The following is a 14,844-nucleotide window of genomic DNA, read 5'->3' on the forward strand; positions in this document are numbered from 1 at the left end:
GGCCTGAACCGGTGATCCCGCTACTCGGCTATTAGTTGGCTACATTGCGCTCATATGCTTCGAGAATTGCCGAATTGTATTTGGCAATCGGGAAGGGCTTGGCCTTGGTGGCCAGATCTTCCGGGGAGATATCGACAAAGAGCTTGTCCCAGCTGGCCTTGTCGAGTTCCGGCTGCACATATTTCACGTCAATACCGGGATACCAGTTGAAGCGCTTGACGATGCCTTCCGCCTGAACTTTCGGGCTGGTGGCAAGAGCGACGAACTTCTCGGCCAGCGCCGTGTTCGGGCTCTTGGCCGGAATGACATAGTGCATCGGCTGGCCAGGCATACCAGGAGCCGGGAGGAACAGCTTCATTTCGGGCGGCAGCTTGCCATCGGCTTTCCACGAATAGAACATATCAACCCAGACCGGACCCATGGCGATCTCGCCGCGGCTCAGCATGTCGAGCGTGCCGGCATTGCCGGGTGTCAGCGTCGCATTGGTGGTGAAATCCTTCAGACCCGCAAAAGCCTTGTCCCACTTCTTGGTTTCTGATTCCTCGAACGGACCATTCATCAGCGTCTTGGCATCGCCGTCGCCGAAAGCATAGATCCAGCCCATGACGAAGCTCACACCCGATGCACCGCCCTTGATGCCGTTATAGCCGAACTGTTTGGGGTTCTGCTTGGCCCAGGCGACCAGCTCTTCATATGTCTTTAGCGGATTGGGAACCAGAGCCGGATTGTAAGCGATAGCAGTCTGGCTGGAAAACATCGGCATGACATAGCCGTCAACATTGGAGCCAAGCGCCATCTTTGCCTTATCGCTGGTGACCAAGGCGCCAGATGGGATCTTCGTGCGGTAGGATTCGAGATAACCGTCCTTGACCATTGGACCGGCGAACTTTTCATGAACCACGGCTACGTCCGCGTCCCACTTTTCGACATTGGCCTTAGACTGCGCATCGAAACGCTCGACGATCTTCTGCGAACCGGCATCGCCGGGGCCTGTGCCGACAACGCGGACCTTCGTACCCGGATTTTCCTTTTCGAAGATCGGTGCGAGGTAATCGTTGACATAATCGACCATGTTCTGGTCGCCAGCGGTCAACACTGTGAGATCACCGGCTGCGGCAGGTGTTGCCGCCAGCCCGAGGATAAGAGAAGCCTGTAGAAACGTTTTCATCGTGAACTCCCGTTGAGCATGGATGTTTGTTTGGCAGTCTATGGGGCAGCGGCCAGTTGTTCTGACCTTCTGTCCTCAATGGGCAGGCGCAGCCGCAGAACCCTGCGGCGCGTTGAAAATGAACAGTGATTGCGCGGGGATACGCACCTTGACCGTTTCGCCTTCGGCAAAGGCGGTGTCCGCATCGACAAGGATCTCGTCCGTGCCGAGCCGCACCGCATGGCGCCAATGACCGCCGGGATAGCTCACGCTGGCGATCTGTCCGCGCAATTCGAGTGAACCCGGTTCGGCAGAGGCTGTATCGCGGCTGCCGGCGAGACGCGCGGCTTCCGCACGGAAGCGCAATTGCACCGGGCCGCTGGCAAGCGAACGGCCGGAGCGGGCCGTGACCGTCGAAGGATTGAATGCTCCCTCCGCCAGTTCGATCTGGTCGCCATTGACGCGTGCCTGCATGGACAGAAGATTTTCCGCGCCCATGAACGCCGCGACGAAAGGCGAGGCGGGCTTGTTATAGACTTCTTCCGGGGTGCCCTGCTGTTCAATGCGCCCAGCATTCATGATGACGATGCGGTCAGCCATCACCATGGCTTCCTCGCGGTCATGGGTGACGTGAATGGCGGTGATGCCAAGTCGCTTCTGCAGCGAGCGGATTTCATGGCGTACCGTCAGGCGGATACGCGCATCCAGATTGGACAAAGGCTCATCCAGCAGCAGAATCTCAGGATCGATTGCCAATGCCCGGCCAAGCGCGACGCGCTGACGCTGCCCGCCGGAAAGCTGCGCCGGCTTACGGGCACCAAGGCCGCCCAGGCCGAGCAGGTTTTGCATCTCGTTGACGCGCGCATCGATGACATCTTTCGAGCGCTTCTGCAGCTTCAGCCCATAGCCGATATTCTGCGCCACGGTCATGTGCGGCCACAAAGCATAGGACTGGAATACCAGTGCCATACCGCGTTTATCCGGCGGCATTTGCGTGACATCGCGGTTCGCCACGTGGATGGACCCATTGAAGGGCTTGGAAAAACCGGCGATCGTACGCAACAGCGTGGTCTTGCCACAACCGGACGAGCCGAGAAGCGCGACGAATTCACCCTTGTGAATTGCGAGGTCCAGATTGTCGAGAACCGTCGTCGAGCCATAGCCGACGCTCATCCTCTCGACCTTGAGAAAGGCCTGATCGTTCATTTTCCATCCCATTGCGCAGCTGTGCAATTTTTTTCTTTGTACTGTCTGTTTATAACAACGGGATGACAAGTGAAAAATTTTGACAGGTTTCACGCAACCAATTCACGGCGTGAAAACATGAAATTCAGGAGGCATATCGATCAGTGCCATTGCCGGAAGGCCAATACAATTTGCTGGCGTCAGCCAATGGAAAACTCGACCAAGTCCTGCAACTTTTGTATGGTGTCATAGAACCGTTATTCGGCTTGTATAGGGGTAACCGATCATTGTGAGCCCGCCAAACCAGAGCGGGCCCGTCTCGTCCAGACAAAAAGGGGTTATCATGCGCCGACTTCTCGCAGCTTCCATCTTGCTTGCCGCTGGCCTGCAGCCAGTCTTCGCTGCCGATGGCAAACTGGTGCTTTATACCAGCCAGCCCAACACGGACGCGCAGCAGACCGCCGACGCTTTCATGGCAAAGAATCCGGGTATCAAGGTGGAATGGGTGCGCGACGGAACGCCGAAGATCATTGCCAAACTGCGTGCAGAGATTGAAGCTGGTCAGCCGCAGCCGGACGTGCTGCTGATCGCTGACGTGGTCACCATGGAAGGCTTGAAAAAGGAAGGCCGCCTGCTGCCTTTCAAGGATGCCAAGACATCCGGTATCGACGCCGCCCTGGTTGATAAGGACGGCACTTATTTTTCCACCAAGCTGATCACAACAGGCATTGTCTACAACACCAAGGCGCCGTTCGTCCCGACAAGCTGGGCCGATCTTGCGAAGCCGGAAGCCAAGGGACTGGTCACCATGCCAAGCCCGCTGACTTCAGGTGCAGCGCTTATCCACACAGTGACGCTGACTGAAAATCTCAAGCAGGGTTGGGATTATTACGCCGAGCTTGCCAAGAATGGTGCGCAGGCGGCGGGCGGCAACGGCGATATTCTCAAAGCCGTCAGCGGCGGCGACAAGCTGTACGGCATGATCGTCGACTACATGCCGATCCGCGAGAAGGCCAAGGGTGCACCGGTTGAATTCGTCTTCCCGAAAGAAGGCGTTTCTGCTGTGACCGAACCTGCCGGCATCCTCTCCACCGCAAAAAATCCTGAAGCAGCCAAAGCTTTCATCGACTTCCTCCTCTCGAAGGACGGTCAGGAACTCGCCGCCAAGATGGGCTATATCCCGGCAAGCGCCGATGTTGCCCTGCCTGCCGGCTACCCGGATCGTGCGTCGATCAAGGTCATGAAATTTGACGCGGCTGGCGCGCTCGCCAACGAGACGAAAAACAAAGAGAAATTCAGCGAAGTCATGGGACAGTAAGCCGTCTTGGCAGTCACGCATTCCATAGCCAGTGCCGGGCCCGCATCCACCCGTGCGGGCTCACGCCTTTACAGGGTTTGGCGCTATTTCAGGCAGGACGGCGGATTGTCGGCTGTGCTGGTTCTGGCCATCATCTTTGTCCTGAGTTTCCTGCCTATGCTGCGGTTGCTGGTCACAGCCATTGCGCCCGGCGGCGAAATTGATCTGGGCGCCATGGCGGAGCGGCTTTCCAGCGCCTCCGTGATGCGGGCTACACTGAACACGCTGGTAACGGCTTTCTTCGGTGCCCTGCTGGCGCTTTTGGTCGGCGCACCGTTTGCCATCGGTATCGCCATGACCGATTTGCCGGGACGCAAGACCCTCGGTTTTCTGCTGCTGCTGCCATTGATGATCGCGCCGCAAGTCATGGCGCTGTCGTGGCTGCATCTGTTCGGACCATCGAGCACCCTGCTCGGCGCATTCGGCCTTGCACCACCGCCCGGCACCACCAATCCCCTGCTGGGGCGCAACGGCATTATCCTGCTTTACGCGATCCAGCATGCCCCCATCGTCTTCATCACGCTGCGCGCCGGGCTCACCCGTGTTCCGCGCGATCTGGTCGAAGCTGCCCGTTCGTCCGGCTCTTCGCCGCTACATGTGCTGATGACCATCGTCTTGCCCATGGTGCGGCCCCATCTGGTTGCAGCAACGGCGCTGGCCTTTGTCTCCGGCGTCGGCAATTTCGGCATTCCCGCCTTGCTCGGCATGCCGGTCAATTATCTCACGCTTACCACCCTGATCTACCAGCGCATCGCCAGTTTCGGCCCCAGTGTCCTGCCGCAGGTAGCTGCGCTGTCTGTGCTGATTGCCTTGCTGGCTTTGCTTGGCGTTCTTCTGCAAGGGCTGGCATTGAAGAAAGTCAGCCACCGTTTCACCGCCGGGATACCGGCGCGGTTCACGCTTGGCGGGTACCGGCTGCCGCTGGCAATTCTTGGCTGGGTCGCCATTCTATTTATGCTGATCCTGCCGGTACTGGCACTGGTCACAACTGCGCTGATCCCTTCATTCGGCGTACCCCTCAACTGGTCAACCCTGACCTTTGCCAATTTCGAGGAAGTGCTGTTCCGGCAAGCCTCGACCAGCCGCGCTTTCTGGAATTCCGCAACCCTGGCAGGCAGCGCAGCGCTGATCCTCGCCATCGGCTCCATTCCGGTTGCCGTCGGGCTCGAACGTTTCTCCCGCCTGTCGCAACGGATATTGCACGGCGCCATCGAATTGCCCTATGCCTTGCCGGGCATTGTGCTGGCCATTGCCTGCATACTGTTGTTTCTGCGGCCGCTGCCGTTGATCGGCAGTCTCTATGGCACAGCCTGGATTATTCTTGCCGCCTATCTCATGCGCTTCTTTGCCCTGGCAATGAAACCTGTCACGACGGCCATTGGTCAGTTGTCGCGCGATCTCAATGAAGCTGCCGCCGTATCCGGAGCCGGACCAATGCGCCGGTTGTTGACTATCACCGGACCGTTGACAGCGCCTGCCGCTATTGCCGGTGCATTGCTGGTTTTCATGAGCGCCTTCAACGAATTGACGGTTTCAGCGCTTCTCTGGTCAAGTGGCCATGAAACGCTGGGCGTGGTTCTGTTCAGTCTGGAAGAGGCGGGGCTTGGCACCCATGCGGCGGCCATTGCCGTGACCACGATTGTCATCGTCGTTGCCCTGCTCGGCGTCCTAGACCGGCTTGGCAGAAAACTGCCACCCGGCGTTTTGCCGTGGCGTTAGAGCCTGCTTGAACAGGAAAGCTCTGGATCAGTCCGGAATAATCCAGGCATCCGTTACGGCGATATGTACCGTCGTGCCTGCGGGCAATGCGGCGGCACTGTCGAGCGTCAGGCGCTCACCATTTGGCAGTTTCAGCCGTGTTTCATAGATCGCGCCGCGATAGGTGCTGTCCTGTACTTTCGCGGGAAGCCCCTTGTCGGCAAGGCTGAGGGCTTCCGGGCGCAGCAGCAATTGCACATGGCTCGAGCCATTGACCACGCCCCGGGCCGAAAGGCGATAACCGCCCACATCCACCAGCGCTGAAGCTGCGTGCCGTTCAACCACTGTGCCGGAAACCGGCGTGCCGCGCCCGATGAAACCGGCAACACGCTGATCAGCGGGCGAATGGTAGACATCGACCGGCGGGGCGATCTGCAGAATGTTGCCCGCATGCATGACGGCGATACGGTCCGACAGCGCCAGCGCTTCCGACTGATCATGCGTGACATAGACAATAGTGGCACGGGTACGCCGGTGAATGTCGCGAAAAGCCTCGATCATCGAAGCGCGCAAATGCATATCGAGATTGGCGAGCGGCTCATCGAAGAGAATGATTTTCGCATCGGCCACCAGACAGCGGGCGAGAGCCACACGCTGGCGCTGCCCGCCAGACAGTTCCTCAATCCGGCGATTGGCAAAACCGCCAAGGCTGACGCTGTCCAGCACAGTTTCGACGCGGCTTGCGATCTCGGCTTTGGCGACCTTACGGGTCTTCAGGGGATAGGCGACATTCTCTGCAGCATTCATATGCGGCCACAGTGCATAGGACTGGAAGACGACACCGACACCGCGCTCTTCCGGCGTCTTCTGGCGGTGCGCATCGGCGATCAGCTCTTCGTCAAATTTGATGGCGCCATTGTCGGGCGCTTCAAACCCGGCAATCAGACGCAGCAGAGTGGTCTTGCCGCAACCGGATGGCCCCAGCAGCGAGGTGAACGAGCCCGCAGGAAAATCGATGGAGATATTGTTGAGAGCAATTGTCTCGCCAAAACGCTTGGTCAGGTTCTGAATGTGAATGTCAGTCATGCGCCACTTTTACAATGCTTTGTGATCTTTGCCAGCGGATGCAAGCCGCCTTGCGAGAGTGAGATGCGTCAAACTCTCCTCCGCCTATGCGCCAAACCCGTTACAACGATGTGACGGATCGCTGAGGTGCGGGGTTGCCTTCACATATCTATCTATAGGGTCTCACCATCTTCATAAACACGGTGGGAACCGGAATTAATCCTGCGACACAGCGGCAAGAGGTAAAGTTGCTATAACGAGTACGCCGCCATTCGGGCTGCTCTTAAAGGTCATGGTCCCCTTGTTCAGCGCGATAATCTCGAAAGCAATGGCAAGGCCGAGTCCCGAACCGGAGTGTGTTTCATCAAATCTTTGGCCGCGGGTCCCGACTTTCTGAAGGGCGGCCTGACTGAGGCCCGGGCCATCTTCGCTTATTGATAGTTCAGCATTGTCTCCTTTCTGCTTTGCAGAAACCTCTACTGACGACCTGGCCCACTTTGCGGCATTTTCCAACAGCACCCCGACCAATTCAATCAAGTCATTCTGGTCGATATCAATGAAAAGTTTGTCGCCGATATCGACATTCCATTTGAGCGATTCACCATCAGGTGTTCTCTTGAGAACCGCCACGGTACGGCTTAAAACGTCTGTCAGTGACGCATGAAGAACATGGCTGACTGGCCGGTGCCGTAAACGTGCCAGGCGAAGCTGATAATCAATTCGGCCATCCATTTCGCTGGTCAGCTGATCTATGAGATCTGCGTTTTCCGTTTCGCCTTTCTGACGTAATCCATACGCGATGGAAGCCAGAACAGACAAAGGTGTTTTCAACCCATGGGCAAGATCAGCGGCGCGCGCACGGGCAAACTCAAGCGACTTTTGCTGTGACGCCAGCAATTCATTGACCTCGCCAATCAGAGGCAGGACTTCCGAGGGATAGTTCCCAGCGACGCTATCGGACGACCCATGCCGGATTGCTTCAAGATCCTTGCGCAATTTTCGCAGCGGGTTCAACCCGACGCGAACCTGAAGCCAGGCCGCAGAAACCAGCGCCAATCCAAGTATAACCAGCGCAATGGTTAGTTCCCTGGCAAAGCGGGTAATGGACTGGTTCAGGATGGCACGGTCCTGAGCAATCACGATGCGATATTTCTTTTCACCGGCAGTCGTGACAAAGTTGGTGGAGAGGGACAATGACGACAAAACCTGCCCGTCCGGACCTTTGATGCTTCTGAAATCCTCGCGACCATCAGATGGAATTTTCGACTCGAGCACAAAATCCCATAGTGAGCGGGACCGGAACATCTGCTGATCCGTTACATTTTCTATCTGCCAGTAGACCCCGCTCAGGGGGATGCTGTATCGCGGATCGAAGAGGGATTGCGAAACCATATCCGGCTGTACAGCCGCCGGATCGATAAGGGATATCAGCCTCGAGAGACCGGCCGACAGTTCCGTTCGGGCCGATTGTTCCGCACTTTTTGTAAAGAGATAGCCGATCAACAAGCCCGCGACGAGCAACGCAAGCGATACCCACAATGCGGCGCCCAGAAATAGGCGCAGTCTTAAGGAGTGCGTTCTCAAACGGGGTCTCCACCCAGCGAATAGCCGTAGCCTCGACGTGTTCTGATGAAATCATTCCCCAAACGCCGCCTCACCCGTCCAACCAGAACTTCAATGGAATTGGAATCGCGTTCAAAATCCTGAGAATAGAGATGTTCGGTTATCTCGGCCCGCGAGACGACGCGTCCACGTTGATGGGCAAGAAACGCGACAAGGCGATATTCCTGCGGTGTCAAATTGACCGGAACGCCATGCCGTGTAATTTGTTTGATCCTGGTGTCGAGAACAAAATCGCCGATATCGATGCGTGAAGAAGCAAAGCCGTGTGTACGGCGAATAATCGCTCTGACACGGGCAATGACTTCCTCCATACGAAATGGTTTTATCACATAATCATCGGCGCCAGCTTCGATGCCCTCCACGCGTTCATCCCAATTCCCGCGGGCAGTAAGGATAAGGACCGGGGATGTCCGGCCGGCTTTGCGCCAGCGCTTGAGGATTGTCAGGCCATCGAGAGAGGGCAAACCAAGATCAAGCAAAATCGTATCGAATGTTTCCGTATCACCCCGATGCCAAGCATTCTCGCCATCCTGTTCCGTTTCCACAACGAAACCCGCAGCGGCAAGTGCGGTGCTGAGTGAATTGGCAATACGCTGATCATCTTCTACGACAAGAATACGCATGGTGTATCAGGGCTGGGCCAACTGGCCGGTTTGAGCATTGAAATCATACTGCCGCACAAAACCCTCATCTTCCAGAATTTTAAGACGATAAAGCAATGTCCCGTCAACACGCGCAAGCTTCGCATCGATAATTTGACCGCGGGTATAACGTCTTGCTGCGGCAACGATTTTTTCCAGTGGGAGCGCTCTGTTTGAGCGAACCGCATCGAGGGCCTCATCCTGATCCTGCTGACCTGTCCAGGGAAGAATTAGGCGCGATCCCCGTCCGCCAGAGCGACCTTTGTCATCATGGAGCCCTGCGCCCGGTCCTGGAGGACCGGCTTCAACACCTCCCGGGCCACCACCTGGCCGCTCGCCTTGCGGTCCATGTCCAGGGCCGCCGCCGGGCCCACCTCCCGGTCCGCCTCCTGGCCCCCCGCCTCCCGGCCCTTGTGCCAGAGATGCAGATGTCAGTGACAACAGGAAAAAGGCCGTCAGCAAAATGAGCCGGGGTTTCAGTAAGATCTCCATGATGGCCATTATGCCTTCTCAAAGCTGACAATTCGCTGACACGTTCATCACGGGCCTGTCAGCCAGACCCTGCTAGGCATGCTTCCTATTGCCAAAAGCTGCGTTCAGCATTGTGAGGAGTGTCCACGATTATCACCAATTCAATCACATCTCCGCTTCCGCTTGCAGTCCGCGAAGCACGGAGAGCCTCAGCAAGCCCAACCGTCAGTATCATTGATCAAGAATAGGCGTAACAAACAATGCTTAGGCTCAGTCGTCGTCTTGCGGCCCTCATACTCATAAGGATCGCCAAGCTTTTTTACCATGACTCTCGCGTTTTCAGTGCAAAACTCCGCCGCAAATTCAGCAGCCATGCAACGATCCTTGAGGCGCATCGTGGTGATCTAGCCTTTCCTAGCGGCAAATATGCGATCTTCTTGATATGGCAACCCAATGGCTTGCCATGGTATGTCAGGAATGCACTTGCTGCATTGAGCGAGAACGGAATCAACGTCGTCGCCGTCGTCAATCACTCCCTAGATGAAGATCGGCTGGCTGAACTCAAGGCGCAGTCCGCACATGTTCTGATAAGAGACAATACTGGTTTCGATATCGGCGGGTATCGGGATGCAACGTTATTTCTGCGCCGGATAGCAGCTCCTGAACGCGCGATATACCTTAATGACAGTGTCTATTTCTTCAAAGAAGGGCTCTCTGAGCTTATGAGAAGACTGTCGGATTCCGACAGCGATATCGTCGGCTCATTCGAAAACTGGGAATTTCACTATCACATCCAGTCGTTCTGTTTTTCAGTCAGCAGCCATGTCTTCAACAGTGATAAGTTCGTCCAGTTCTGGCTGGACTATCTTCCGGTCAATTCCCGGTTGTGGGCCATCAATCGGGGAGAGGTCGGGCTCTCCCGGGCTATGGTTCCCGTCGCGCGTTCGATCGAGACGATTTACAATCCGAACAAGTTGCGCGCCGGTTTGAATGACTTGCCGGCGGAGAGCCTGATGTCGATGAATTCATGTCTGCCCAAGGGACTGCGCATCCCGGCGGAAGACTTCAAGAATATTCCAAGATCCGCTTTGATTGACGAGTTTTGCGGTCAGGTGACGGTGCGCTCGCAAATCCACACCGGCGGCTTTCTCTACAACAAGTTTCTGCAATGTCCCCTGATGAAGCGCGATCTGTTTTACCGGTTGCAGTTTGGCATTTACGAGATCGAGCAGCATTTGATCGATGCCGGTGAAAAAATGCACATCAACGAAATACTGACCGACATGCGAAAGAAGGGCCCGGGTGACCATCTTCCGATCCTGAAACGCCTGCTGTTCAACAGAGGCATTATCTAGATGGCGCATCATCGCCTTCCGCCCAAGCCCCATATCCCGTTGGATACCAATTTTATGAGACAGCTATACGGTTTCAAAAGTAAGCGCCGCTCCAAAAGAGACGCTCAAGCAAGAATAGCGAACTACAACAACGAAATCCTGAAAATAGCCATCGGTTTTGCGCTTGACCATGGCGGTTCAAATGGACTGTCCTTTCTGAACGCATGCCGCGATGGTGATTGGGTCAAGATACGGAGAGAATGGCCTGAATGGCCTTTATACCTGTTGGGAAAATTTCCTGAACGTTGCAGAGCAAGACGTTGGTTGCCTGACTCAAACAGGCTGGGTGCACGGCGCAAAGGAGCTATGCATTATGTTGTACTTCAGTTGGCGGACAACGGCAGTGTCCTCGAACAGATCGAAGACATTAAATGAAACATCACCTCCTCATAGCCGGAACGGGACGCGCCGGAACAAGCGTCCTTGTCAAATATCTTGCCGAGCTTGGCTTAAATACGCATGTCACCACCTCTGACGGCGCCGTATTTTGGGATGAAGATGCTCAAGCCGGTCTTAAGGACCTAGTTTTGCATGGTGGTGCAGGGCTCCCCTATGTGGTGAAATCACCCTGGCTTCATGAATTTGTCGACGAAGTTCTTGCACACCCCGATATCACCATTGACGGCGTCATAATACCGGTTCGCAATTTGATGGAGGCGGCGAGCAGCCGGACCGTTCTGGAGCTGCAGCATATCCATCGCGCGCACACATTGCTCGCGGATGAGAGCAAGTCCTGGGAAACATGGGGAACAACACCCGGTGGAACGATCTATTCGCTCAATCCACTGGATCAGGCCCGCTTGCTCGCGGTAGGGTTTCATCACCTCATCGAGCGTTTAACACAAGCCCAGATTCCGGTCTATTTGCTGGCTTTTCCGTTATTTGCCGAAGACCCGGCATATTTGTTTTCCACGCTGAATGATTGCTTGCCCTCATCCATTGCGTACCCCACAGCCGTGAATGCTCATCGCGTGGTTTTTGACCGGGACAAGGTGAGGATAAATGCGGAAATATCCACGCCTGACAAGTCAGAGCGCACCGGGAAATTTGTGGTCCAGTATCCTGCGCTTGAGGATCTCGACAACACCGCTCTTCGGCGTGAGATAAAGAAAGTAAGAAAATCTAGTGCGGAGATCGCGGAAAACTCACAAGCTACCCAGTGGGAGAATGAAACGTTGCGGCAAGAAAATTTGACTTTCCGCAATGATATTAAAGTTCAGAAGGAAGCCATTGAAGGGTACTGCAGACAAACGCAATCTTTGCAGGAAACCTTAGATCGGATCAGGGAAAGCAGGTCATGGGCCGTCACCGCGCCACTTTGCCTCGGTTCGAGGATGATGTCTTACATCCTCGGTAAAAGCGCCCTTTATAAATCGCAGAAGTAACGACAGGGCAGGCTTATGATCATCGTCCACAGGACTATCGGCAGAAGACCGACATAGGCCTTCTGCCGGTATGGATTTCACGCGGCAATTTTTGCCCGATTGTTTGCCTGTATCAACTGCTCAAGCAGTTTCATTTCTTCTGCCGTCAGGTCTGTCAGCGGTGGCCGTACGGGTCCGGCATCCTGACCAATGATTTTAAGGCCTGCCTTGATCATCGACACGGCATAGCCCTTCTTGCGGTTGCGCAAAGCGACAAACGGGAAGAAGAAATTGTTCAGAATCTGATCGGTGGTTTTCTGGTCGCCGGTTCGCAGCGCCTGATAGAATTGTTGGGCGAGTTCCGGCACAAAATTGAAAACCGCTGATGAATAGGTTGTAACGCCTGCGGCGAAATAGGCCTGGGCGTAGACTTCGTGGGTCGGCATACCGCCGACATAGACAAGCCTCTCCTTGATCTTCGTGGTGATCTCGATGACCTTGTCGACATCGCCAACGCCGTCCTTGAAGCCGATCAGATTTGGGCATTCATCGCACAGTCTTGCGATACTGTCCGCCGTAAGAACAGCATTGTCGCGATTATATACGATGACGCCGATGCCGACCGATTGACACACAGCCTTGACATGGGCGATCAGGCCCGCCTGCTCAGCAAACATCAGATATGGCGGCAAAAGCAAAAGGCCGTCAGCACCCGCCTTTTCAGCCGACTTAGCAATTTCAATGGCCAGCGCCGTGCCGTAACCGGTGCCGGAAATGATGGGCGTCTTACCGGCTGAGGCTTTGGCAGCACGGATGACATCCGGGATCTCGGCCGGACTCAGCGAAAAGAATTCGCCGGTACCGCCGGCGGCAAACAGAACCGAAGCGTCATAGCCCGCCAACCACTCCACGTGGCTTCTATAGGCCGCCGTGTCGAATTTGAGATTCTCATCAAAATGCGTGACAGGAAAGGAGAGCAGGCCACTGCCGACCGCTTGCTTGAGTTCTATCGGTTCCATATGAAATCCTTTGTGTTGAACCATTCGAAGGAGACTTGCGCATCAAATCTGCGATGTCTCGAGAGCTTGAATGAGGGCAGCAATGTAGCCGTAGCAGAAAGCAAAGGCGGTGCCCTGCGGATCGCGGCCACTGATGTGCGGTACATGGTCAGGCATAACCATGTATTTGTATCCGACCTCTTTGTAGATCTTCAGTGACTCGACCATGTCCATGTCGCCCTCATCCGGGAAGGTTTCCATGAAGGACAGTTTGCCGCCGCTGATGTTGCGGTAATGCACGTTGAAAAGTTTTCCCCGCGTGCCGAACCAGCGGATGATATCGCCGATTTCCTTCCGCGGATTGTCAAGCATCTCACCGACGGAGCCCTGGCAGAAATTCAGGCCGTGATAGGCGCTTTCACGCATCAGCACGAATTTTTTCAATCCCTCGACAGTGCCCAGAACGCGTGTGACACCCCTGTAGCCTGGCGGCGTATAGGGATCGTGCGGATGGCAGGCGAGGCGCACCCGGTTGCTCTCTGCGACAGGCACAACCCGCTCGAGGAAATAATCGATCCGCTCCCAATTGTCGTCTTCCGACAACACGCCAGCAAGACCAGGCTCCGCCTCCTGATCTGCCTTATCCCAGCGGAAAGCTTCGTTTCGCGATCCGCCACGGCCGGGTTCCATTTCCGTACGGGGAATACCGATCAGGTTGAGATTGTATTTTGCCGCCGGTATGCCCGCCTTGGCACAATTTTCGATCATCCCGCAGACAGCATCTATCTGGCGATCGCGGTCAGGACCGGCCAGCAGAATGTCGGGGTAAGAGGCCTTTTCGATTGGCTGCGAGGGCAGGGGCAGCTGAACCATATCGAGGATCAGCCCGAAGCTCTCCACCTTGTCGCGATGGCGCTCCAAATCTTCCAGTGTCCAGTCTTTCGGACGGCCGGGCGGATCGGCAGAAATATGCTTCACGCCGAGCTGGGCAAAAACCCGGTAATCATCGTCATCCCGCGCACCGACCTGCGTTCCCAAATACACCGCAGCTTCCTCCAAATAGTATGCCAACTCATATGACATAATATGAATTTCGGGTGCTGTCGAGAGGGTTACTGACTTTCTGCCAATATCCGGTAGCGCTTCTGGCTGGCCATGAGATGGGAACGCATCGCCTGACGCGCACGGTCCGGGTCCTGTTCAACAATAGCGGACAGGATTTCCACATGTTCCAAATGAACCTTCGTCAGATAGTGCGTATCACTGGCGTCAGGAAGGTTGGGAAACTGGCTGCGCGGGATGGCACGAGGGCCAAAATGCCGCAAAGCCTCGATGTAGAAGCGGTTGTTGGTGGCGGCCGCGATGGCCATGTGGAACTCGTAGTCCGCCTCCGCTGTCGGCTTGCCTTCATCAATCAGCAGAGCCATTCTGCGGTTGGCGGAGCGCATGGCAGATTCCTGTTCAGCCGTCCGGCGGTACGCGGCAATCGCAGCAGCTTCGCCCTCAGTTGCCATGCGAAACTCCAGCATTTCCAGGGTTTCCGGTATGCTGTTGATTTCAACAGGCGTCAGGTTGAAGGTTTGGTGGTGATTTGGTTCGCTGACAAAAACACCCTTGCCCTGCACCGGCTTGACATAACCTGCCGCGCGCAAATCAGCGATTGCTTCACGCACGACTGTGCGGCTCACGCCAAAACTTGATTCCAGTTGCGGTTCAGTGGGCAGCTGGTCGCCCTTTTTCAGCATGCCGGTTTCGATCTGACTGCGCAGATGGTCTATCAGCTGCTGTGCCAAGCGCTGCCTTCCGCGCGGTGTTGTCCCCATTCCATTCGTCATAGTCGGTCTGCTCTGATCTTTCCGGCGGGCTCTTGCCAATAATGATGGAGTTCTATATTCATAATA

Annotated in this window: 14 protein-coding genes; 5 read left to right on the forward strand and 9 right to left on the reverse strand. The window is 55.7% G+C overall.

Annotated features, from left to right (window positions below):
* Nucleotides 1-31 precede the first annotated feature (31 nt).
* Together HB779_RS23345 and HB779_RS23350 are read right to left on the reverse strand one after the other, a co-directional pair.
* Nucleotides 32-1,168: an extracellular solute-binding protein gene (locus HB779_RS23345; protein ID WP_188346773.1), complete on the reverse strand. Its 1,137-nt coding sequence runs from the start codon at nt 1,166-1,168 to the stop codon at nt 32-34.
* Between the two features lie 75 nt (nt 1,169-1,243).
* Entirely contained in the window at nt 1,244-2,353 is a 1,110-nt protein-coding gene (locus HB779_RS23350) for an ABC transporter ATP-binding protein (protein WP_188346774.1), read from the reverse strand.
* Nucleotides 2,354-2,675: 322 nt separating this feature from the next.
* Between HB779_RS23350 and HB779_RS23355 the strand changes: the two genes are divergently transcribed.
* Together HB779_RS23355 and HB779_RS23360 are read left to right on the forward strand one after the other, a co-directional pair.
* Nucleotides 2,676-3,650 (forward strand): ABC transporter substrate-binding protein, encoded by a 975-nt coding sequence (locus tag HB779_RS23355; protein ID WP_188346775.1) that lies wholly within the window; start codon nt 2,676-2,678, stop codon nt 3,648-3,650.
* A 6-nt stretch (nt 3,651-3,656) separates the two neighbouring features.
* Nucleotides 3,657-5,408 (forward strand): ABC transporter permease, encoded by a 1,752-nt coding sequence (locus HB779_RS23360; protein WP_371823973.1) that lies wholly within the window; start codon nt 3,657-3,659, stop codon nt 5,406-5,408.
* Nucleotides 5,409-5,435: 27 nt separating this feature from the next.
* Here the strand turns inward: HB779_RS23360 and HB779_RS23365 are convergent, their stop codons facing one another.
* The 4 genes from HB779_RS23365 to HB779_RS23380 all read right to left on the reverse strand — a co-directional run bounded on the left by HB779_RS23365 (nt 5,436) and on the right by HB779_RS23380 (nt 9,561).
* Nucleotides 5,436-6,473 carry an ABC transporter ATP-binding protein gene (locus HB779_RS23365; RefSeq protein ID WP_188346776.1) on the reverse strand — a complete coding sequence of 346 codons (1,038 nt, stop codon included), beginning with the start codon at nt 6,471-6,473 and terminating at the stop codon, nt 5,436-5,438.
* Nucleotides 6,474-6,668: 195 nt separating this feature from the next.
* Nucleotides 6,669-8,036 (reverse strand): HAMP domain-containing sensor histidine kinase, encoded by a 1,368-nt coding sequence (locus HB779_RS23370; protein ID WP_188346777.1) that lies wholly within the window; start codon nt 8,034-8,036, stop codon nt 6,669-6,671.
* Nucleotides 8,033-8,698, reverse strand: coding sequence for a response regulator transcription factor (locus HB779_RS23375; RefSeq protein ID WP_188346778.1), 666 nt, complete (start codon nt 8,696-8,698; stop codon nt 8,033-8,035). Before HB779_RS23375 ends, HB779_RS23370 begins: the two co-directional genes overlap by 4 nt.
* 698 nt (nt 8,699-9,396) lie before the next feature.
* Nucleotides 9,397-9,561: a hypothetical protein gene (locus HB779_RS23380; RefSeq protein WP_188346779.1), complete on the reverse strand. Its 165-nt coding sequence runs from the start codon at nt 9,559-9,561 to the stop codon at nt 9,397-9,399.
* 117 nt (nt 9,562-9,678) lie between these two features.
* Between HB779_RS23380 and HB779_RS23385 the strand changes: the two genes are divergently transcribed.
* Genes HB779_RS23385 through HB779_RS23395 form a run of 3 tightly spaced genes read left to right on the forward strand, consistent with a single transcriptional unit; the run spans nt 9,679 to nt 11,966 of the window.
* On the forward strand, nt 9,679-10,542 hold the full coding sequence (locus tag HB779_RS23385) for a rhamnan synthesis F family protein (RefSeq protein WP_188346780.1): 864 nt from the start codon (nt 9,679-9,681) through the stop codon (nt 10,540-10,542).
* Nucleotides 10,543-10,596: 54 nt separating this feature from the next.
* Nucleotides 10,597-10,956 carry a hypothetical protein gene (locus tag HB779_RS23390; protein WP_188346781.1) on the forward strand — a complete coding sequence of 120 codons (360 nt, stop codon included), beginning with the start codon at nt 10,597-10,599 and terminating at the stop codon, nt 10,954-10,956.
* On the forward strand, nt 10,953-11,966 hold the full coding sequence (locus HB779_RS23395) for a hypothetical protein (protein ID WP_188346782.1): 1,014 nt from the start codon (nt 10,953-10,955) through the stop codon (nt 11,964-11,966). The genes HB779_RS23390 and HB779_RS23395 overlap by 4 nt, the downstream gene beginning before the upstream one ends.
* Before the next feature lie 77 nt (nt 11,967-12,043).
* Here the strand turns inward: HB779_RS23395 and kdgD are convergent, their stop codons facing one another.
* The 3 genes from kdgD to HB779_RS23410 form a co-directional block, all read right to left on the reverse strand.
* A complete protein-coding gene (gene kdgD / locus HB779_RS23400; RefSeq protein WP_188346783.1) occupies nt 12,044-12,964 on the reverse strand; it encodes a 5-dehydro-4-deoxyglucarate dehydratase in 921 nt (306 codons plus the stop codon).
* 42 nt (nt 12,965-13,006) lie between these two features.
* On the reverse strand, nt 13,007-13,987 hold the full coding sequence (locus tag HB779_RS23405) for a mannonate dehydratase (RefSeq protein WP_188346784.1): 981 nt from the start codon (nt 13,985-13,987) through the stop codon (nt 13,007-13,009).
* 68 nt (nt 13,988-14,055) lie between these two features.
* Complete coding sequence (locus HB779_RS23410; RefSeq protein ID WP_188346898.1) at nt 14,056-14,766, reverse strand: FadR/GntR family transcriptional regulator; 711 nt, start codon at nt 14,764-14,766, stop codon at nt 14,056-14,058.
* Nucleotides 14,767-14,844: the final 78 nt, after the last annotated feature.

The sequence above is a fragment of the Phyllobacterium sp. 628 genome (assembly GCF_014189505.1).
Taxonomy (GTDB): domain Bacteria; phylum Pseudomonadota; class Alphaproteobacteria; order Rhizobiales; family Rhizobiaceae; genus Phyllobacterium.

Bases quoted from the DNA above. Each gene is read 5' to 3' on its own strand.
- HB779_RS23380 (WP_188346779.1), bottom strand. From the start codon at position 9,561: ATGGCTGCTGAATTTGCGGCGGAGTTTTGCACTGAAAACGCGAGAGTC.
- kdgD (WP_188346783.1), bottom strand. From the start codon at position 12,964: ATGGAACCGATAGAACTCAAGCAAGCGGTCGGCAGTGGCCTGCTCTCC.
- HB779_RS23355 (WP_188346775.1), top strand. From the start codon at position 2,676: ATGCGCCGACTTCTCGCAGCTTCCATCTTGCTTGCCGCTGGCCTGCAG.
- HB779_RS23375 (WP_188346778.1), bottom strand. From the start codon at position 8,698: ATGCGTATTCTTGTCGTAGAAGATGATCAGCGTATTGCCAATTCACTC.
- HB779_RS23410 (WP_188346898.1), bottom strand. From the start codon at position 14,766: ATGGGGACAACACCGCGCGGAAGGCAGCGCTTGGCACAGCAGCTGATA.
- HB779_RS23395 (WP_188346782.1), top strand. From the start codon at position 10,953: ATGAAACATCACCTCCTCATAGCCGGAACGGGACGCGCCGGAACAAGC.
- HB779_RS23345 (WP_188346773.1), bottom strand. From the start codon at position 1,168: ATGAAAACGTTTCTACAGGCTTCTCTTATCCTCGGGCTGGCGGCAACA.
- HB779_RS23350 (WP_188346774.1), bottom strand. From the start codon at position 2,353: ATGAACGATCAGGCCTTTCTCAAGGTCGAGAGGATGAGCGTCGGCTAT.
- HB779_RS23365 (WP_188346776.1), bottom strand. From the start codon at position 6,473: ATGACTGACATTCACATTCAGAACCTGACCAAGCGTTTTGGCGAGACA.
- HB779_RS23390 (WP_188346781.1), top strand. From the start codon at position 10,597: ATGAGACAGCTATACGGTTTCAAAAGTAAGCGCCGCTCCAAAAGAGAC.